Source organism: Vibrio ruber DSM 16370 (genome assembly GCF_900163965.1).
Classification (GTDB): Bacteria; Pseudomonadota; Gammaproteobacteria; order Enterobacterales; family Vibrionaceae; genus Vibrio; species Vibrio ruber.
The window spans coordinates 69,408-84,901 of the sequence record NZ_FULE01000015.1 but is presented as its reverse complement, the minus strand read 5'-3'; the positions used below and the strand labels follow the sequence as shown (position 1 = coordinate 84,901).

Sequence of the window (15,494 nt, the reverse complement as noted above, 5' to 3'; positions counted from 1 at the left end):
TCTAAGAAGTCTATTTAGATTTTGCATAGATTTGCTTGAATTCTACATAATATATCTAATTGGTCTGAAGATGAAAGATTATGTCGCTGACGAATATATTTTTTCATTTTTATTGTTTTTACTGATGTATGTGAGAGAAAGATATGAGTAATGAATATATTGGTCCTGATGGGCAGAAGCGATGTCAATGGTGTAAAGCGACCACTGATTTTCTTGACTACCATGATCATGAATGGGGATTTCCGGTTGACGATGATCGAACTTTGTTTGAAAAAATATGCTTGGAGAGTTTTCAATCTGGCTTGAGTTGGCGAACGATTTTGGCAAAACGGGAGAATTTTCGTCGAGCCTTTCTGAATTTTGATTATAACCAAATGGCTCAGTTTACAGCGCAGGATGTTGAGCGTTTACTTCAGGATGAAGGCATCATCCGGCATCGTGGCAAGATAGAGGCGGTGATTAATAATGCGCAACGTGCGCAGGAACTGGTCGCTCAGGAAGGGTCTCTGGCGGCCTTTTTTTGGCGTTATGAACCGGATCCCGCTACATTGCCAGAACCACAATCGGTTTCGACTTCACCTGAATCAGTGGCTTTGTCGAAGCAACTGAAAAAGATGGGATGGAAATTTGTCGGGCCAACAACAATATATGCGTTTTTGCAGGCGATGGGGCTGATTAATGATCACGAAAAAGGCTGTGTGATTCGGGAAAAAGTGGCTCAGGTCCGGGCCGGTTTTCAACGGCCGTCGTCGCTATAACGCTACTTGCTTACTTATTTACTCACGATGATGTGTATCATCGTGCTATTGATAACCACTATTTTAGGACGAATGTGGGTGTAATTAGTCTCACTAATGAGACAGTCGCAATTTGCACTGTGGAAGTGACTCATTCATTTTGACAACAGTGTCACTGAGTTCTATAAAAATAAATAATCATTTTAGATTGATTCATATTATTACAATTATAATAAATCTATATTCATCTGTATTCATTACTGCAAATGATGCTGTAATTGGGTCGTCGAATGGAGAAAGCAGGATGGTTATCGAAGTAGGATTGGTCATGTTATGCACTGGTGTGTTGTTAACGCTTTACTTTCGTATCAATCGTTAAGATTGAAGCGCTTGGCGGGCTGCTGAAACGCAGTGTCAGGATAGAGACGGTACATTTCCGATACATCAGTCGGCACAAAAAAGACCATGACTTGTTATTCAGCGAGCATGGCCTTTTTTATTTCATGTGATTTTGACGAAACTCCCAATATCACAACATCAGATGTTCATCGAGTTGTTGCAATCGCAGATTGGTTTCTTGTCTGATTTGTAGTGCTGCTTCAACTGTGATCGATTCAAACTGAGCTTTGTAATTAGGCTGCATCTGGCCGATCAAATCCAGGTCTGAACTGATGACTGTACCGATGGTGGCATAACCGCCACCAGAAACCGCATCCCGAAGGAGTACGATCGGTTCTTTACCTGCCGGAACCTGAATAGAACCGATAGGATAGCAGGCATCAACAATGTTTGACGGGTCTGAACCGGCACCAAAGGGCTGAACTCTGGGGATGAATTCAAGTGCATTTCCCCCTTTAAAGCGATATCCAATGCGATCAGCTTCGCTACCGACCAGCCATTCGTCTCGGTAAAAACGTTGTAGACTTACCGGCGTCAGCCGATGAGCATATAACCCCTCAACAACCCGAATCGTTGTTTCCTTATGAATCGGGCGTAAAAAACGTTTGGGAATCGTGCGACCTTTGCTGACTTTCACGGTGGGGGAACCGATCGTCAGCAGGTCATCTTTTTGTAATGTTCGTCCTTTCATACCACCCAACCCGCCCAGCACATAGGTTGAACGACTGCCTAGAGTTGGCTCCAGACTAAAACCTCCGGCAACAGCCAGATAAATCCGAGCCCCTTTCAGGGGATAGCCAAAACTGAGTTTTTGTCCCGCCTGTACCTTGAGTGTTGTATTCATCGGCATGACTTCTTTATCGAGCATTGGTGGCATTTCTGCCCCACAAACTGCGATCAGTGTGGGACTGAGAAATTCCAGCTCCGGCCCTAAAAGGGTACATTCGAGAACGGCTGTTGTGGCTTGATTGCCAACCAACAGATTGGCCGCTTTCATTGAGAACTGATCCAGTGCCCCTGAGGGGGGAATCCCCAGATGATAATAGCCCTCACGTCCACCATCTTGTACAGTTGTATTGAGGCCGGGCTTAATTACTTTAATTGTCATAAAGTGCCTCCAAAATGCGACTTTTGTAGTCTTCCGGAGCCGCAAGGTATTCCTGTAAATCAAATCTGAACGGCCGGGTATGGAGCACATAAGTCCCTGATTCGACCGCCTGCGTAATTTGTTGGTATTCCAACTGATCAATCGGCCGAAATTTCACAATGTCACCTGCACGGAAAAAGACAATCGAATCTTTCATGTGGGGCATCGATTGCTGAGGGTCGTAGATCGGAACGGGAGTCATGCCAAACATCTGATAGCCGCCGGCACCTTTGACGGAATAGATGCAACCAAAGCATCCGCCGTGACCTACGGTCTGTTTGGGGGTGTCTGTTCTGGGCGTCAGATATTTAGGTACTTCAAGCTGTTGCTCCTGCTCGACCATCTGAAACATAAAGGGGAGGCCGGCAACAAATCCAACCATCGAGACAAACCAGGGGGAGTGGCTATGTGCACGAATGAAATCTTCAATGTTGCCGTACCCGTTTAAACTGGCGGCGTATTCTAAATCAGTCTGTTCTGGCGACTGATGTCTGTCCCGAAAACGCATCAGCGTTTCGTGTGTCCAAGGGTCATTGTAATAAACCGGAATTTCAATGATCCGAGTGTTGAGACTATGGGTTGTGCTACGAGCACTTTCAAGTGATTTGACTTTATCCAGTAACGCTTGTGGTGAGATTAGATCAGGATTAAAGCGAATTTGAAACGATGCGTTGGCAAGACAAATATCTAAAATTCCTGATAAATTCATCGCTGTTAAACGATTGGTCATCTCCAGCCCACGGAAAAACGCCGGCAGAGACATGGACTCGGAGATCTCTGCAAACAGATGTTCATCGCCCCCGAAAGAGTACCGGATTGATTGTTCAGACATGTCCTAATTCTCCTTCCTCTGTCGGTATGACTACTCCCGACGGTGTTACATCATAGTTATTTTGGGGTTTCAATACTGGCAATCACTTGGCCGGGCTCAATAAAATCTTCGTTTTCAATATGAAACGATTTCAGGATGCCATCGACATCGGCAGTGACTTCCGAAAATTGTTTCATGACTTCAATCAATCCAATCACCTCACCACAGTGAACTTCACTTCCTTCAGCGACAAATTCCGCTACGTCAGGCGCCGGACGCCGATAAAAAATTCCGGGTAACGGAGAGATGATTTGATGTGTCCTTGTCATGCTTTACCTCAATCTTAGTGATATGCATTTTAACTATTGTTTATATAGTTTGGTATTCATACAGTCTGGCGCCTGAATCGAAATACCGGCCTGCTCCAGCGTTTGTCTGACGGTTTGGACAACTGCCAACGCCCCCGGAGAATCGCTATGAATACAGATTGAGTCGAATTGTACAGAAATCTCCTGATTATCAATGGTCGTTACTTTATTTTCGCGACACGCTTTGAGGATTTTTTGGGCAATCTGACTCAGGTTCAACGCTCCGGTTTTCCGGGTAAAGACAATTGAACCACTCTGATCGTATTCCCGATCGGCATAAAATTCACAGATGACAGGGTGGCCTTGGTCTAATGCAAGCTGATGAAGCAGCGAGCCATGCATAACATATAAAATAAGTTCTGGTGCAAGACGGTGGATCTGATGAATGAACAAGTTAGCCGCTTCGTGGTCGTTTGCCAGATGCATGTATAGCGCACCGTGTGGTTTGACATGCTGTAAAGTGACTGCGTGAGCGGATGCTATCTCTCGTAAAGCACCAATCTGATAAATGATATCGTGAATGAGTTCATGCGCTGCAGTATGAATATGACGACGGCCAAAACCGAGCAGATCTCGATATCCGGGGTGGGCGCCGACTGAAACACCATGTTTTCTGGCAAGAGCTACGGTTGTATACATGGTCGATGGATCACCCGCATGGAACCCAGTTGCAATATTGGCAGAACTGATGAGTGGTATAATTTGAGCGTCTGCATTATCACCCACATACCAGTGTCCAAATCCTTCTCCGATATCAGAGTTTACATCAACGGATACCATTGTGTTCTTCCACCATGATTTATCTTTATATCTTTATGCAACGCATTCAATATATAGTTTTTTGCGTACTGTAAAAAAGATTTATTTTTAGATACTGTAGTATCTAAAAATCAGATGCCTTGAGAGATAAACACATGTCAATGACGATTCGACAATTGAAATATTTTGTGGCGGCCGCTGAACTTGGACAGGTTTCTCAGGCTGCCATTCAGTTAAATATCTCACAATCAGCGGTGACAACCGCAATCCGTGATTTGGAATCATTACTTGGGGTAAGTCTGTTTGTACGCAGTACGCATGGGGTGACGCTGACGGAGCAGGGGCGTCATTTTTTGAATAATGCTTATCAGGTACTGAGAAGTGTCGATGAAGCGCTGAACATTCCACATACGGATGAAGAAGCAATCGGATCAATTCGTCTGGCAGCGACGTATACAGCTCTGGGGTATCTGTTGCCTTACCACTTACAGCGATTGAGGCAGTGGTATCCCAATATCTCAATTGATTTGTATGAGTACGAACGTATCGAGATTGAAGACAAATTATTAGATGGTTCAATTGACATGGCGATTGTATTGACGGATAACTTAATAGCGTCAGAGATCGTTTCTGAAAAATTATTCAGCTCTGAACGCCGGCTTTGGATATCCAGTCACCATGCATTGAGCCAGAAGAAAACGTTGGCTTTGGAAGATATAGAAAAAGAACCGTTTATCATGCTGACTGTGGATGAAGCCGATATGAGTGCGATGCGTTACTGGAATCGCAAGTCCTTGCAACCCAATGTGATTCTCCGCACCAGCTCAGTTGAATCGGTTCGAAGTATGGTTGCAAATGGGTTGGGCGTGGCGATTCTGTCTGATCTCGTTTACCGTCCCTGGTCTTTAGAAGGACGGCGGATTGAAACGCGTTCTCTGGATGATGTCATTGATCCGATGAGTGTTGGCTTAGCCTGGAAACGTGGTAAGAGCTTTACGCAAGCGATGCTGGCTGTGCGGAGATATTTTCAGCAAGCTTACCTCATGCCGCAGCAGAATGTGATGAGAAATACGGTGCTATAAAAAGTCCTGACAATGAGTTCAGGTCAGTTGAGTCCATCAAACAAATAAGTGGTTGAATTGATGATATTGATTGCCGGTTGTCTGCGTTTCATGGCTCAGACTGATCAATTAAAGTATATCCGGAAACGGGGGCGTTTACGGGTTGGCACACCGGGAGATTATCACTTGCTATCCTATTTTGACGGCAACATATTTTCCGGCTATGACATTGATGTTGCTGCTTATCTGGCTGAAAAGTTAGGGGTAAAGGCTGAGTTTGTGTTGACTGAAAGGCAGTCATTGGCCTCCGGGCTGTATTCAGGCAAGTTTGATATCGCGATGGGTGGCATTCCCCGATCCGTTTCTGACCAGTACGATGTTGCACCAACACAAGGTTATCTGCCCTTTCATCATGTGTTGATGACAACGGCAGACAATCAGTTTCGTTTCGATCATCTGGATAAGATTAATCGCCCCGGGGTGAAAATTGGTGTTGCTGTTGGTCAAGTTTATCCAACGTTGGCAGAGCAGTATTTCCCAGCGGCAACCATTGTGCCTTTTGAAAACTATTTGAATATGCCACTGGCAGTGTATGCGGGGCAGATTGATGTGATGTTAACCGAAACGCCATTGGCTCAGTTTTATCAGACGAGTGAATCCTCATTGATTGCAATTCGAGAACTGACGTCATCGGGGCAAAACCAATTCAGCTATCTGCTGCCTCCCGGACAACCGCCGTTACTGAATATGGTGAATCTGATGCTGGATGAGCTGAAGCAGGAAGGTATCGAGCGGCAGCTGATGGTCAAACACGCATTGCATCAGTCTTTCGAGCGCAACCCACCAGATAGTCATTCTGTGTAGCAGCGAGTTTAGCGCCACTCAGCATAAACTGTCTCGTCGGTCGGGTGTCTCTGAGCGCACGTCCCTTAGAGTAAAATGGCACCAGCGGTTCCCAAAAAAGCAAAAAAGCCGACCACATCGGTGACGGTTGTCAGGATAACAGAGCCTGCCAGTGCAGGATCCAGCTTGAATTTATCCAGCAGTATTGGGATCAACACACCAAACAGTCCAGCCGTTGCAATATTGACGACAATGGCGAAAGCGATGGTGAGACCCAATCCCGGTGATTGATACCACAGGCCTGTAATCGCACCGATAATCAATGCCCAAAACAGGCCGTTCAATGCACCTATCCCCAGCTCATTTTTCAGAAACGTCCACCGGTTACCCGACGAGATCTGGTTTAAAGCCATCGCCCGCACCATCAAAGTCAGAGTTTGACTCCCGGCAATGCCGCCCATAGAGGCAACAATTGGCATTAAAACCGCCAGTGCAACGACTTGAGCGATGACATTTTCAAATACTCCAATCGTAATCGACGCCAGAATAGCGGTCATCAGATTAATACCAAGCCAAACTCCCCGCTTTTGTGCGCCTTTGAAAACCGGTGCGAATAAGTCATCGCCTTCGTGAATACCTGTCCCGGCCATCAAACGGGCTTCGTAAATTTCTCGCTGCACACTGAGAGTAAACTGCCAGTCAACCGCACCAATCAGGATGCCGTAATCACCCAGTACCGGTAGTGTCGGATACTCCGAGTGCTCAAGCGCACTGACGGCTTCTGAAAGCGGTGCGGTTGCTTTGAGCTGGGTGAGGTTGGGTTTATTCAGTGAACTGAGCGGCGCAGAAGGTTCAGCCGTCAGTAAATCAGCGGAACTGATCAAGCCCCGGAATTTTTTATCCTTATTGATCAAATAAATATAAGGTGTCGGACCATCCTGATATTTATCCAGCAATACTCTGGCGCGGCTGACCCGGATATTAAATGGTAAAGTGAATACTTTTTGGTCTGCCCAGTGACCCAGCTGGTTATCGTCATACTGGTTGGCTTGATCATAAAGCTCTAATTCATCCCGGCTGATTAATCGCAGTGCTTCACTGATGATTTCGTCAGGCAGGGAGTCTTCCCACTCCAGCAGTGACAGGTTATCCAGCTTGGTGAGGATTAATTTCAACTCCGTCGGAGTCAAACTCTGAATGACTGAAATCCGCGCTTCTGAGCGCATCTCAGTCAAAACAGGAATATGAAATTCAAGTGGTAAAGCACGCCAGAGCCTGACCCGTTGTTCGACTTTTAATGCCTCAAGTAAACGAGCGACTGTATCTGAGTCCATACCCTGATTCAGGTATGAGGTCAGTTGTTTTGACTGGTCAATATCATCTGCTTGTGTCAGTGATTCAATCAATAGGGATAAATCTTTTTGGTCGCTCAATTTTTTCACTCCGGGAATGCACTCTGAACACCATATTGCATTAAAAAGATCTGCATCGGAGCATATTGCTATGAGATGTCCATTTCGGCAGAGCGATTCCTGCATGTGTGGTCTTGAAGATACACCCAATCCCTTATATTACGGTTGCTTGGGTGACTATGATACTCAAGAATAAAAACAGCAGGAACAAAAATCAAAGAGAAGTGAAAATATTCTGAGTGAATTGATTTGAAAACCCTCGACAAGTAATGGTCATGGCTTGCCGAGGGTCGAAAGTTATCGCCAGATCAGACGATAAATTGTGCAATCACCGCGAGAGCAACTATTTCGCAGCCGCTTTTGCCTGATCTATCCAAGAGTTGAATAATTTCTGGTGGGCTTTGATCCAACCATTGGCATGGGCTTCAATATCAGCGGGGCTATTTTTTCCCTGACTCATCATCATGTTTTCCGCACTGACATCGTTGATGTTGAGCTTCATGAGTGAGAAGAGTTTGGCTGCCGCCGGGTTGTCCTGTGCAAACTTCTTATTGGCAACAATTTTCATCGAGTTCATTTCAAAACCATAATTTTTGCCGTTGGGAAGGCTGGTATCAATATCTTTCCGATTACCGGGCAGTGCCGAAAACGGTACCTGAAGCCAGACCACATCTTTCCCCGGAACCAACACGCCACTGACCCAATAAGGTGTCCATGTGTAATACAAAATCGGCTGACCTTTGTGGTAGCGGGCGATTGTGTCAGCAATCAGAGCTGAATACTTACCCTGATTATGTGTCACAGTTTGACGTAAACCGTAGGCATCAAACTGATGCTCGATGACACTTTCACATCCCCAACCAGGGTTACAGCCGGTGAGATCCGCTTTCCCGTCATCATTGGTATCGAATAACTTAGCCAGTTTCGGATCTTTGAGCTGTTCAATATTGGTGATTCCATATTTTTGGGCTGTTTTTTTATCAATGAGGTAGCCTTGTACCGCGCCTGATATATAGTCTCCGGAGACATAAAACGCGTTATCACCACCTGCTTTCTCATATTTGTTGGCGTGTAGCGGGAACCAACCAACAGCAAGATAAGTTGCATCACCTTTGGCAATTGAAGTATAGCCAACGTTGTAATCGACTTCTTTGGTCGGTAAAACGGTGTAGCCTAAAGCTTCCATTGCTTTGTTCACGATCAGGGTTTGAAAGGTTTCCTCTGCAACCGTTGATTGAACGGGCTGAACGGTAATACCTTCTCCGGGTAAATTTTCGGCGAGCGCCAGTGAGGCCTGACACGCTGATACTACCAGACCGGTGGTTATCAACATTCTCCGTGTATATTTCATATTTGATTTCCTTATATAGATGAGCTTATCAGTGCCCGAATGACCTCAATATTCCGAATTTGAGTCTCTCGGGCCTCAAGGAAAAGAACCGCTGGAATCCCCTTCATATGAAGAGCCGGTTCTATGATCAGCCAATCAGAAACGAGACCAATGGTTAAGTCTGTGACGGATTGGCGCTATTCCCTCATGTTTCATCGCGTTGTTTGTTGCAATCGTCGTTATGTCTCAACCATCGTTATTTCGCTACCATTCTCCAAATGAAACCGGCAGGGCCGGAGTGATACCAGCGACTTTTGTTATCCCGGGTTGCAATCCCGATAGTCTGTGTAATTCGATCCAACAGAATCGCAAGAATCACAATCCCAAGCCCCCCGACGGCTGCCATCCCCATATCCAGTCGGCCAATGCCGCGTAATACGGTTTGCCCCAGTCCGCCAACGGCAATCATTGAAGCGATGACCACCATAGAAAGTGATAGCATCAGTGTTTGGTTTACGCCAGCCATGATCGATGGCATTGCCAAAGGAAGTTGAATGCGATACAGCATCTGTTTCGGGCTTGCACCGAAAGCATGGCCTGCTTCGACCAGCTCTTCAGGAACCTGTTGGATGCCAAGAATCGTCAACCGAACGATAGGCGGCAGGGCAAAAATAATGGTGACGACGACACCGGGAACATTACCGATCCCGAACAACATCACAATCGGAACGAGATAGACAAATGCCGGGGTCGTCTGCATGGCGTCAAGTACCGGGCGAATGACTTTCGCAGCCGTCTGATTCCGGGCCAGCCAAATGCCAAGCGGGAGCCCCATCAATAAGCAGAAAAAGACCGAGGTCATAACCAGAGCCAATGTAACCATTGCACCATTCCAAGCCCCGATCAGCCCGATCACAATCAATGAAACCAAGGAAATGATCCCCATGCGCAATCCCGCCATTTGCCAAGCCAGCAGAAACAGCACCACTAACATGATTGGTGCGGGGGTTGCGACGAGTGCGGTCTGAAATGAAGTGAGGATCAGATCAATCGGAATTCGAATCGCCTGAAATATCGGCCGCCCGTGTTCAACTAACCAGTTAAGCGCCGTTTCTACCCACTGATCAAATGGCACCAGTGCGTCTTTAAACGGGTGTAACCAGTGAAATGTCTCAGGGGGTGGTGTGCTGGTATTTAACCAGTCACTATTTGTTGTTGTGCTTGTCGCCCAAGGATCAGCGTTTTGTGTGGATTCCATTGCCATAATTATTCCCTGTCTAAAGTCTGAAGTAATCGGGATTTACTGATAACACCCAGATAGCGGTTATTGTCGTCGACGACGGGTAGCGCATAAGGAATGGTCGCAACCTGACCGATCAATTCGCTGATGGGGGTATCGGCATGAACATGAAGCGTTTCTTGCAGGAGTGCACTGTTGAGCGAGCGTTTTTGTTTCTGAGCCTCTTTCAACGACTCGATGGAGACAACTCCCGTATAGGTATAGCCGCGATCAACCACGATGCCAAACTCCCTGTCATTGTCGAGTAACAGTTGTAGCGCTGCTGCCGGACCATCGTTGTCATGTTTCTTCAGGACGGTGGCGATTTTTCTGCGGGCAATATCTTTTGCCGTGAGAATGTTTGCGACATTCACACCGCGGAAGAAGGAACTCACATAATCATTGGCCGGATTATGCAGAATATCGTCCGGGGTTCCGACCTGGACGACCTCACCATCTTGCATAATGGCAATCCGATCTCCGATACGCATGGCTTCATCGAGATCATGGGAAATAAACACAACGGTGCGTTTATCATCGTTCTGCAAGCGAATGAGCTCATCTTGCATTTCGGTGCGAATCAGCGGGTCGAGTGCCGAAAATGCTTCATCCATTAACAGGATATCCGGATCATTGGTTAATGCCCGGGCGAGGCCAACCCTTTGTTTCATCCCGCCGGAAAGTTCGTCCGGAAAAGAATCACCGTAAGCTTCTAGTCCGACGCGTGACAGCGCATCTTTGGCGCGCTGATAGCGGGTTGTTTTATCAACCCCTGCCAGTTCTAAGCCAAATGCAGTATTGTCGATCACGCTCATGTGCGGCATCAGTGCAAAGTTCTGGAAAACCATTGAAATTTGTTTACGCCGAACGTCACGGAGATCCTGGGCGGAGATACGTGCAATATCCCGGCCTTTAAGCAGCACACTGCCTTGCGTTGGTTCGATTAACCGATTTAGTAAACGGACTAGTGTTGATTTTCCGGAACCGGACAGTCCCATAATGACGAAAATTTCACCTTCCTGAATTGAAAGAGACACATTTTTGACTCCGACAGTAAGGCCCGTCTTTTCAAAAATCTGGTCTTTATTCAGCCCTTTTTCCATTAAGGGGAAAGCAGTGTCAACTGACTCTCCGAATATTTTGTAAAGCTGCTTTACTTCTAAGATAGCTTCCATGTCATCATGACCTACATTGTTGTAAAATTAACGACTCTATATAATGAACTCTAAGCATTAATTGGATATAAATCAAGCAGTTCTGTTTTTATATGTTTTTTTGTTGTTTTAAGTTGCTGATTTTTATGAATTATATTTTTGTTGTTGTTTTTCAGGTTTTTGGGAATTTATTTGTGCACAAAATAATTGTTTTTTTGCCTGTTGCGGATTGTTTCGTGCTGTATTTCATTAGACAATGGGAGTGACACTTGCAGTGTGAAGGATCAGTGGTGTTAAAAATAAAGGGGTCTGCCGTGTTAAAAATTATACTGATGGTTGGAATGATACTATCGCTTTTTCTGAGAACTGCCGTTGCAGAGCCGGAACAGAAATACTCGCAAACTGATATCTTGGATCGCCCGCTTATTGAGCGCTATATCCTTGATGAGCTGAAATCGCTGCGACAAGATCAGCAGGATCTGGAACGTCGCCTGACTATCCAGATGACAGATCGGGAGTTGAGCGTCGCCGATAAATCCATGAATTATGCCAATGTCACGGTTACTTATTTCTTTTACATCATTGCTGCTGCAGCATCATTGATCGCTTTATTTGGTTGGCATTCATTAAAAGAGGTGAAGACCAAGACGAGTGAGCTGGCCGACAGGCGCTTAAATAAAATCGCGCAAGATTATGAGAAAAAATTTCTCGCCTTAGAGCGTGATTTAAAGCGTAAAACGCGGATTATCACTGATAATAATCGTGAGATTGAGATTATCAATGAGATTCACAATTTGTGGCTCAGAGCGCAGAGTGTGCAAACACCAGAACAGCGAGTACAAGTTTATGATGAGATTCTGAAAATTCGTCCGGGAGATTTAGAGGCGTTGACTTACAAAGCTGACGCAGTGATGGAAATGAAAGAATATCATTGGGCTATGAGTTTATGTAACCGGGTGCTTGAACTCGATGAAACCAATGGCCCGGCGCTCTATCAACGTGCTTGTGCCTACGCGCGTCTGGGTGCAGAAGAACAAGCGATTATTGATCTACAGCTTGCTGTCGATCTTAGTCCTTCACTCCGGGAATTCATTGCCGAAGAGTCAGATTTTGAAGGGCTACACGGTCATAAAACATTTGATAGTTTACTGACGGCTCCGTCGTCTCAAGAGTAGTGTCTGCATCAATCATGACGAGTGGTTGACATATTGTTTATACACATCTGTCATGTTATCGGGATTTATCGTATCTGTCGTTGTTGATCATTATTGATGGTTGACAACGCTCTTAGAGGAGATCCCTTCATGACATATACATCAGACGACCTTGAGGCGCTTTACCATGTCTGGATGTCGCAAAAAGCGAGGATGCATCTGACACAAATGGAAGTGGCCAAGCAGTTGGGGCTGACTCAAATTCAACTGTCTAATATTTTGCGGGGCCGTGAGCCGCTGACGCAGCAATTTGTCCAATCTTTCTGTCGATATCTCCATGTCGATCCCTATCTTTTTATGCCTAGCCTGATCCAACAGCAGCGAGAAGGCCAACAACAAGTCAAACTGGTGAATCGAGTGATTATCGATGGTGATATTGATTCGGTTTATGTGGATGGCAATCAAGTCGTGATTGAGTACCGAAGTGCAGTGAGATAGACTCGAAAACCGACGCGGTATTTTCAGCTTTGTCTTGAATCATGAACAAAAACAAGAAAATAGCCATACCCGTTGTATAGTAATCGTATCTGTATGACAACATGGAGAGGCAATGAAAAAAATTATATTGGCAATATCAGTGGGCGCTTTATTTTCTGCCATGGCACAGGCTTCAGAATGGGGATATAGCGGTGAAAAAGGCCCGGAACACTGGGGTCATGTTTCCAAGGTCTGTGAGACCGGAAGAAACCAGAGTCCGATTAATCTGACCGACACCGTCACATCTGTTCTGAAGCCTTTGGCGATTGACTATCAGGGACAAGTGACGACTCTGTCCAATAATGGGCACACCCTTCAGGCAACCGTGACAGGCAACAACACGCTGACAGTTGACGGCAAACACTTTGAACTCAAGCAATTTCATTTTCATACCCCTTCCGAAAATTTGATTAAGAGCCATCGATATCCATTGGAAGCTCACTTTGTTAATCAGGACAGTGAAGGCAATTTGGCTGTGGTTGCCGTGATGTTTGATCTCGGGGCTGCCGATCATGAATTAGCGCAACTGACACAGGTATTGCCGGAGAAAGGCGATGCCGTGCCGGTTTCTTTCCCGGTGAAAGATTTACTGCCGACAACCCGGAAATATTATCGCTTCAACGGTTCGCTCACCACACCTCCGTGTAGTGAAGGCGTGCGTTGGTTCGTGATGAAACAGCCGAAAACGCTCTCAACCCAGCAGGAAAATGCCCTGACTTCTGTTATGGGTCACAATAATCGTCCCGTTCAGGCGCGCAATGCACGTGTTGTGCTGGATGAGAAGTAATCGGATAAGAGATGGTGTTGAGTGGCATGAGTGAGTCATATGATGTTATTCGTGACTCATCGTGCGCTGCCAAGCTGAATGATGAATAAACCCCTGAATTTCAGGGGCTTATTTTGTGATGGACGATCATTTATCCAGCGTTAGGTCATGGTTCATGTAGAGCGCTACACTTCACATGACCTGCCTTGACTAAATGCCCGACAAATTGCTGCAAAAAACATCACGAAAGATCAACAGCCCCTAGGATGTCTAACTTTAGCCAATGACCACCTGAGCCAGCAGGTAGCCGACAATACAGCCTGTGACAACGGCAATCAGACCAACTGCCATAAACGAATGGTTGAAATACCATTTCCCTATTTTCGTCGTGCCGGAAACATCAAAGTTGACGGTGGCGATATCCGATGGATAGTTCGGGATAAAGAAGTAGCCATAAACGGCAGGCATCAGGCCGATCAATAGTGCAGGGCTGAGACCCAGAGCCAGCCCGACAGGTAGCATCATACGAGCGGTTGCTGCTTGAGAATTGACCACAACAGAAACGACGAATAAGGCCAGCGCAAATGTCCAAGGATATAACTGTACCATTTCAACAATTCCGGATTTGAATTGTGGCATTGCATATTTGAAATAAGTATCTGACATCCAGGCAATCCCAAAGATCGCTATCGCTGCAACCATACCAGACTTAAAGACCACCCCGTCAGGGACATTTTTCGGATTGGTTCGGGTGACCAGCAGGATAATCCCGCCGAAGCAGAGCATCATCATCTGGATGACAACTGCCATACTGATGGGTTTTGACCCTTCGCTGATGGTTCTGATTTCCGGTACCATTGCAATCAAGACAATACAGAGAATCGAGCCAATGAAGAGTAAGACGGAGTTTCTTGCTTTTGCCGGGAGGGTTTCGTTCAGCGTGGTCGCGGTTGTATTACGGATCTCTTCTCGCCAGACCGGATCTTTCAGACGAGCCTGATAATCGGGATCATCTTGCAGTTCTTTCCCGCGTCTGAGGCTGTACAACGACATTGCGAGTGTACCGCAAAGTGTGGCTGGCACTGTAACCATCAGAATTGAAAGGAGTGTGATATTAGCCTGAACATTGACTAACTGAGCCAGATAATAAACCACTGCCGCTGAAATCGGAGATGCTGTAATCGCCACCTGTGAAGCCACAGACGCGGCAGCCATCGGACGTTCTGGCCGGATACCATTTTTCAGGGCAACATCACCGATGATAGGCATAATGGAGTATACCGCATGGCCGGTACCCAGCATAAAGGTCATGGTATAAGTGACAAATGGTGCGATCAGGGTAACGCGTTTGGGATTTTTCCGTAACAGTCGTTCGGCTATCTGTAGCATGTATTTCAATCCGCCAGCGGCTTCAAGAATGGATGCACAGGTGACGACGGCCAAAATGATGAGCATTACCGTAATGGGCGGTGAGGTCGGCGGCATTTTGAAGATAAATACTTCGATCACCAAACCAATCCCGGACACCACGCCCAAGCCGATACCACCGTATCGGGAGCCGATGTACAGCATCAATAATAGGAACAAAAACTCCATATACAACATATTGTAAACTCCTATAACAATTCGTTACTTCATCATCATCGATACGGTAAAAAAAATATTGACGATAATCATGTTCACTCATCGTTTTTTCAGAAGTGTTACGTGATTCGGAGAGAACTCACATTATGGAAT

The 15,494-nt window shown here is 46.0% G+C and carries 15 protein-coding genes; 6 read left to right on the top strand and 9 right to left on the bottom strand.

All coding sequences use genetic code 11. The annotated features are described in order from the left end of the window. Nucleotides 1-143: 143 nt before the first annotated feature. Nucleotides 144-758: a DNA-3-methyladenine glycosylase I gene (locus VR7878_RS05990; protein ID WP_077334335.1), complete on the top strand. Its 615-nt coding sequence runs from the start codon at nucleotides 144-146 to the stop codon at nucleotides 756-758. 508 nt (nucleotides 759-1,266) lie between these two features. On the opposite strand, the gene VR7878_RS05985 is transcribed toward VR7878_RS05990, so the two are convergent. From VR7878_RS05985 to VR7878_RS05970, 4 genes are read right to left on the bottom strand one after another with little or no spacing between them, the layout of a single operon-like run. Then, nucleotides 1,267-2,244 (bottom strand): 5-oxoprolinase subunit C family protein, encoded by a 978-nt coding sequence (locus VR7878_RS05985; protein ID WP_077334333.1) that lies wholly within the window; start codon nucleotides 2,242-2,244, stop codon nucleotides 1,267-1,269. Beyond that, nucleotides 2,234-3,115 carry a 5-oxoprolinase subunit B family protein gene (locus VR7878_RS05980; RefSeq protein WP_077334331.1) on the bottom strand — a complete coding sequence of 294 codons (882 nt, stop codon included), beginning with the start codon at nucleotides 3,113-3,115 and terminating at the stop codon, nucleotides 2,234-2,236. The genes VR7878_RS05985 and VR7878_RS05980 overlap by 11 nt, the downstream gene beginning before the upstream one ends. Before the next feature lie 56 nt (nucleotides 3,116-3,171). Then, nucleotides 3,172-3,423, bottom strand: a complete 252-nt coding sequence (locus tag VR7878_RS05975; RefSeq protein ID WP_077334329.1) for an acetyl-CoA carboxylase — start codon at nucleotides 3,421-3,423, stop codon at nucleotides 3,172-3,174. A gap of 33 nt (nucleotides 3,424-3,456) precedes the next feature. Further along, the gene (locus VR7878_RS05970) at nucleotides 3,457-4,242 is read right to left on the bottom strand and encodes a 5-oxoprolinase subunit PxpA (protein WP_077334327.1); all 786 of its coding nucleotides are present in this window, start codon (nucleotides 4,240-4,242) and stop codon (nucleotides 3,457-3,459) included. A 134-nt stretch (nucleotides 4,243-4,376) separates the two neighbouring features. Here VR7878_RS05970 and VR7878_RS05965 point away from each other — a divergent pair, with 134 nt between their 5' ends. Continuing rightward, entirely contained in the window at nucleotides 4,377-5,303 is a 927-nt protein-coding gene (locus VR7878_RS05965) for a LysR family transcriptional regulator (protein ID WP_077334325.1), read from the top strand. Between the two features lie 60 nt (nucleotides 5,304-5,363). Next, the gene (locus tag VR7878_RS05960; RefSeq protein ID WP_235862852.1) at nucleotides 5,364-6,146 is read left to right on the top strand and encodes a transporter substrate-binding domain-containing protein; all 783 of its coding nucleotides are present in this window, start codon (nucleotides 5,364-5,366) and stop codon (nucleotides 6,144-6,146) included. 65 nt (nucleotides 6,147-6,211) lie between these two features. Here the strand turns inward: VR7878_RS05960 and VR7878_RS05955 are convergent, their stop codons facing one another. The 4 genes from VR7878_RS05955 to proV all read right to left on the bottom strand — a co-directional run bounded on the left by VR7878_RS05955 (nucleotide 6,212) and on the right by proV (nucleotide 11,321). After that, entirely contained in the window at nucleotides 6,212-7,501 is a 1,290-nt protein-coding gene (locus VR7878_RS05955) for a magnesium transporter (protein ID WP_370737072.1), read from the bottom strand. 379 nt (nucleotides 7,502-7,880) lie between these two features. Then, complete coding sequence (gene proX / locus VR7878_RS05950; RefSeq protein WP_370737071.1) at nucleotides 7,881-8,870, bottom strand: glycine betaine/L-proline ABC transporter substrate-binding protein ProX; 990 nt, start codon at nucleotides 8,868-8,870, stop codon at nucleotides 7,881-7,883. A gap of 253 nt (nucleotides 8,871-9,123) precedes the next feature. Beyond that, a complete protein-coding gene (proW, locus tag VR7878_RS05945) occupies nucleotides 9,124-10,131 on the bottom strand; it encodes a glycine betaine/L-proline ABC transporter permease ProW (RefSeq protein ID WP_077334317.1) in 1,008 nt (335 codons plus the stop codon). A 2-nt stretch (nucleotides 10,132-10,133) separates the two neighbouring features. After that, on the bottom strand, nucleotides 10,134-11,321 hold the full coding sequence (gene proV / locus VR7878_RS05940; protein WP_077334315.1) for a glycine betaine/L-proline ABC transporter ATP-binding protein ProV: 1,188 nt from the start codon (nucleotides 11,319-11,321) through the stop codon (nucleotides 10,134-10,136). 320 nt (nucleotides 11,322-11,641) lie between these two features. Between proV and VR7878_RS05935 the strand changes: the two genes are divergently transcribed. The 3 genes from VR7878_RS05935 to VR7878_RS05925 all read left to right on the top strand — a co-directional run bounded on the left by VR7878_RS05935 (nucleotide 11,642) and on the right by VR7878_RS05925 (nucleotide 13,778). Continuing rightward, on the top strand, nucleotides 11,642-12,475 hold the full coding sequence (locus tag VR7878_RS05935; RefSeq protein ID WP_370737070.1) for a tetratricopeptide repeat protein: 834 nt from the start codon (nucleotides 11,642-11,644) through the stop codon (nucleotides 12,473-12,475). A gap of 129 nt (nucleotides 12,476-12,604) precedes the next feature. Next, nucleotides 12,605-12,952, top strand: a complete 348-nt coding sequence (locus VR7878_RS05930; RefSeq protein WP_077334313.1) for a helix-turn-helix domain-containing protein — start codon at nucleotides 12,605-12,607, stop codon at nucleotides 12,950-12,952. Between the two features lie 112 nt (nucleotides 12,953-13,064). After that, nucleotides 13,065-13,778 carry a carbonic anhydrase gene (locus VR7878_RS05925; protein WP_077334311.1) on the top strand — a complete coding sequence of 238 codons (714 nt, stop codon included), beginning with the start codon at nucleotides 13,065-13,067 and terminating at the stop codon, nucleotides 13,776-13,778. Between the two features lie 255 nt (nucleotides 13,779-14,033). Here the strand turns inward: VR7878_RS05925 and VR7878_RS05920 are convergent, their stop codons facing one another. After that, complete coding sequence (locus tag VR7878_RS05920; RefSeq protein WP_077334309.1) at nucleotides 14,034-15,362, bottom strand: anaerobic C4-dicarboxylate transporter; 1,329 nt, start codon at nucleotides 15,360-15,362, stop codon at nucleotides 14,034-14,036. Between the last annotated feature and the right edge of the window lie 132 nt (nucleotides 15,363-15,494).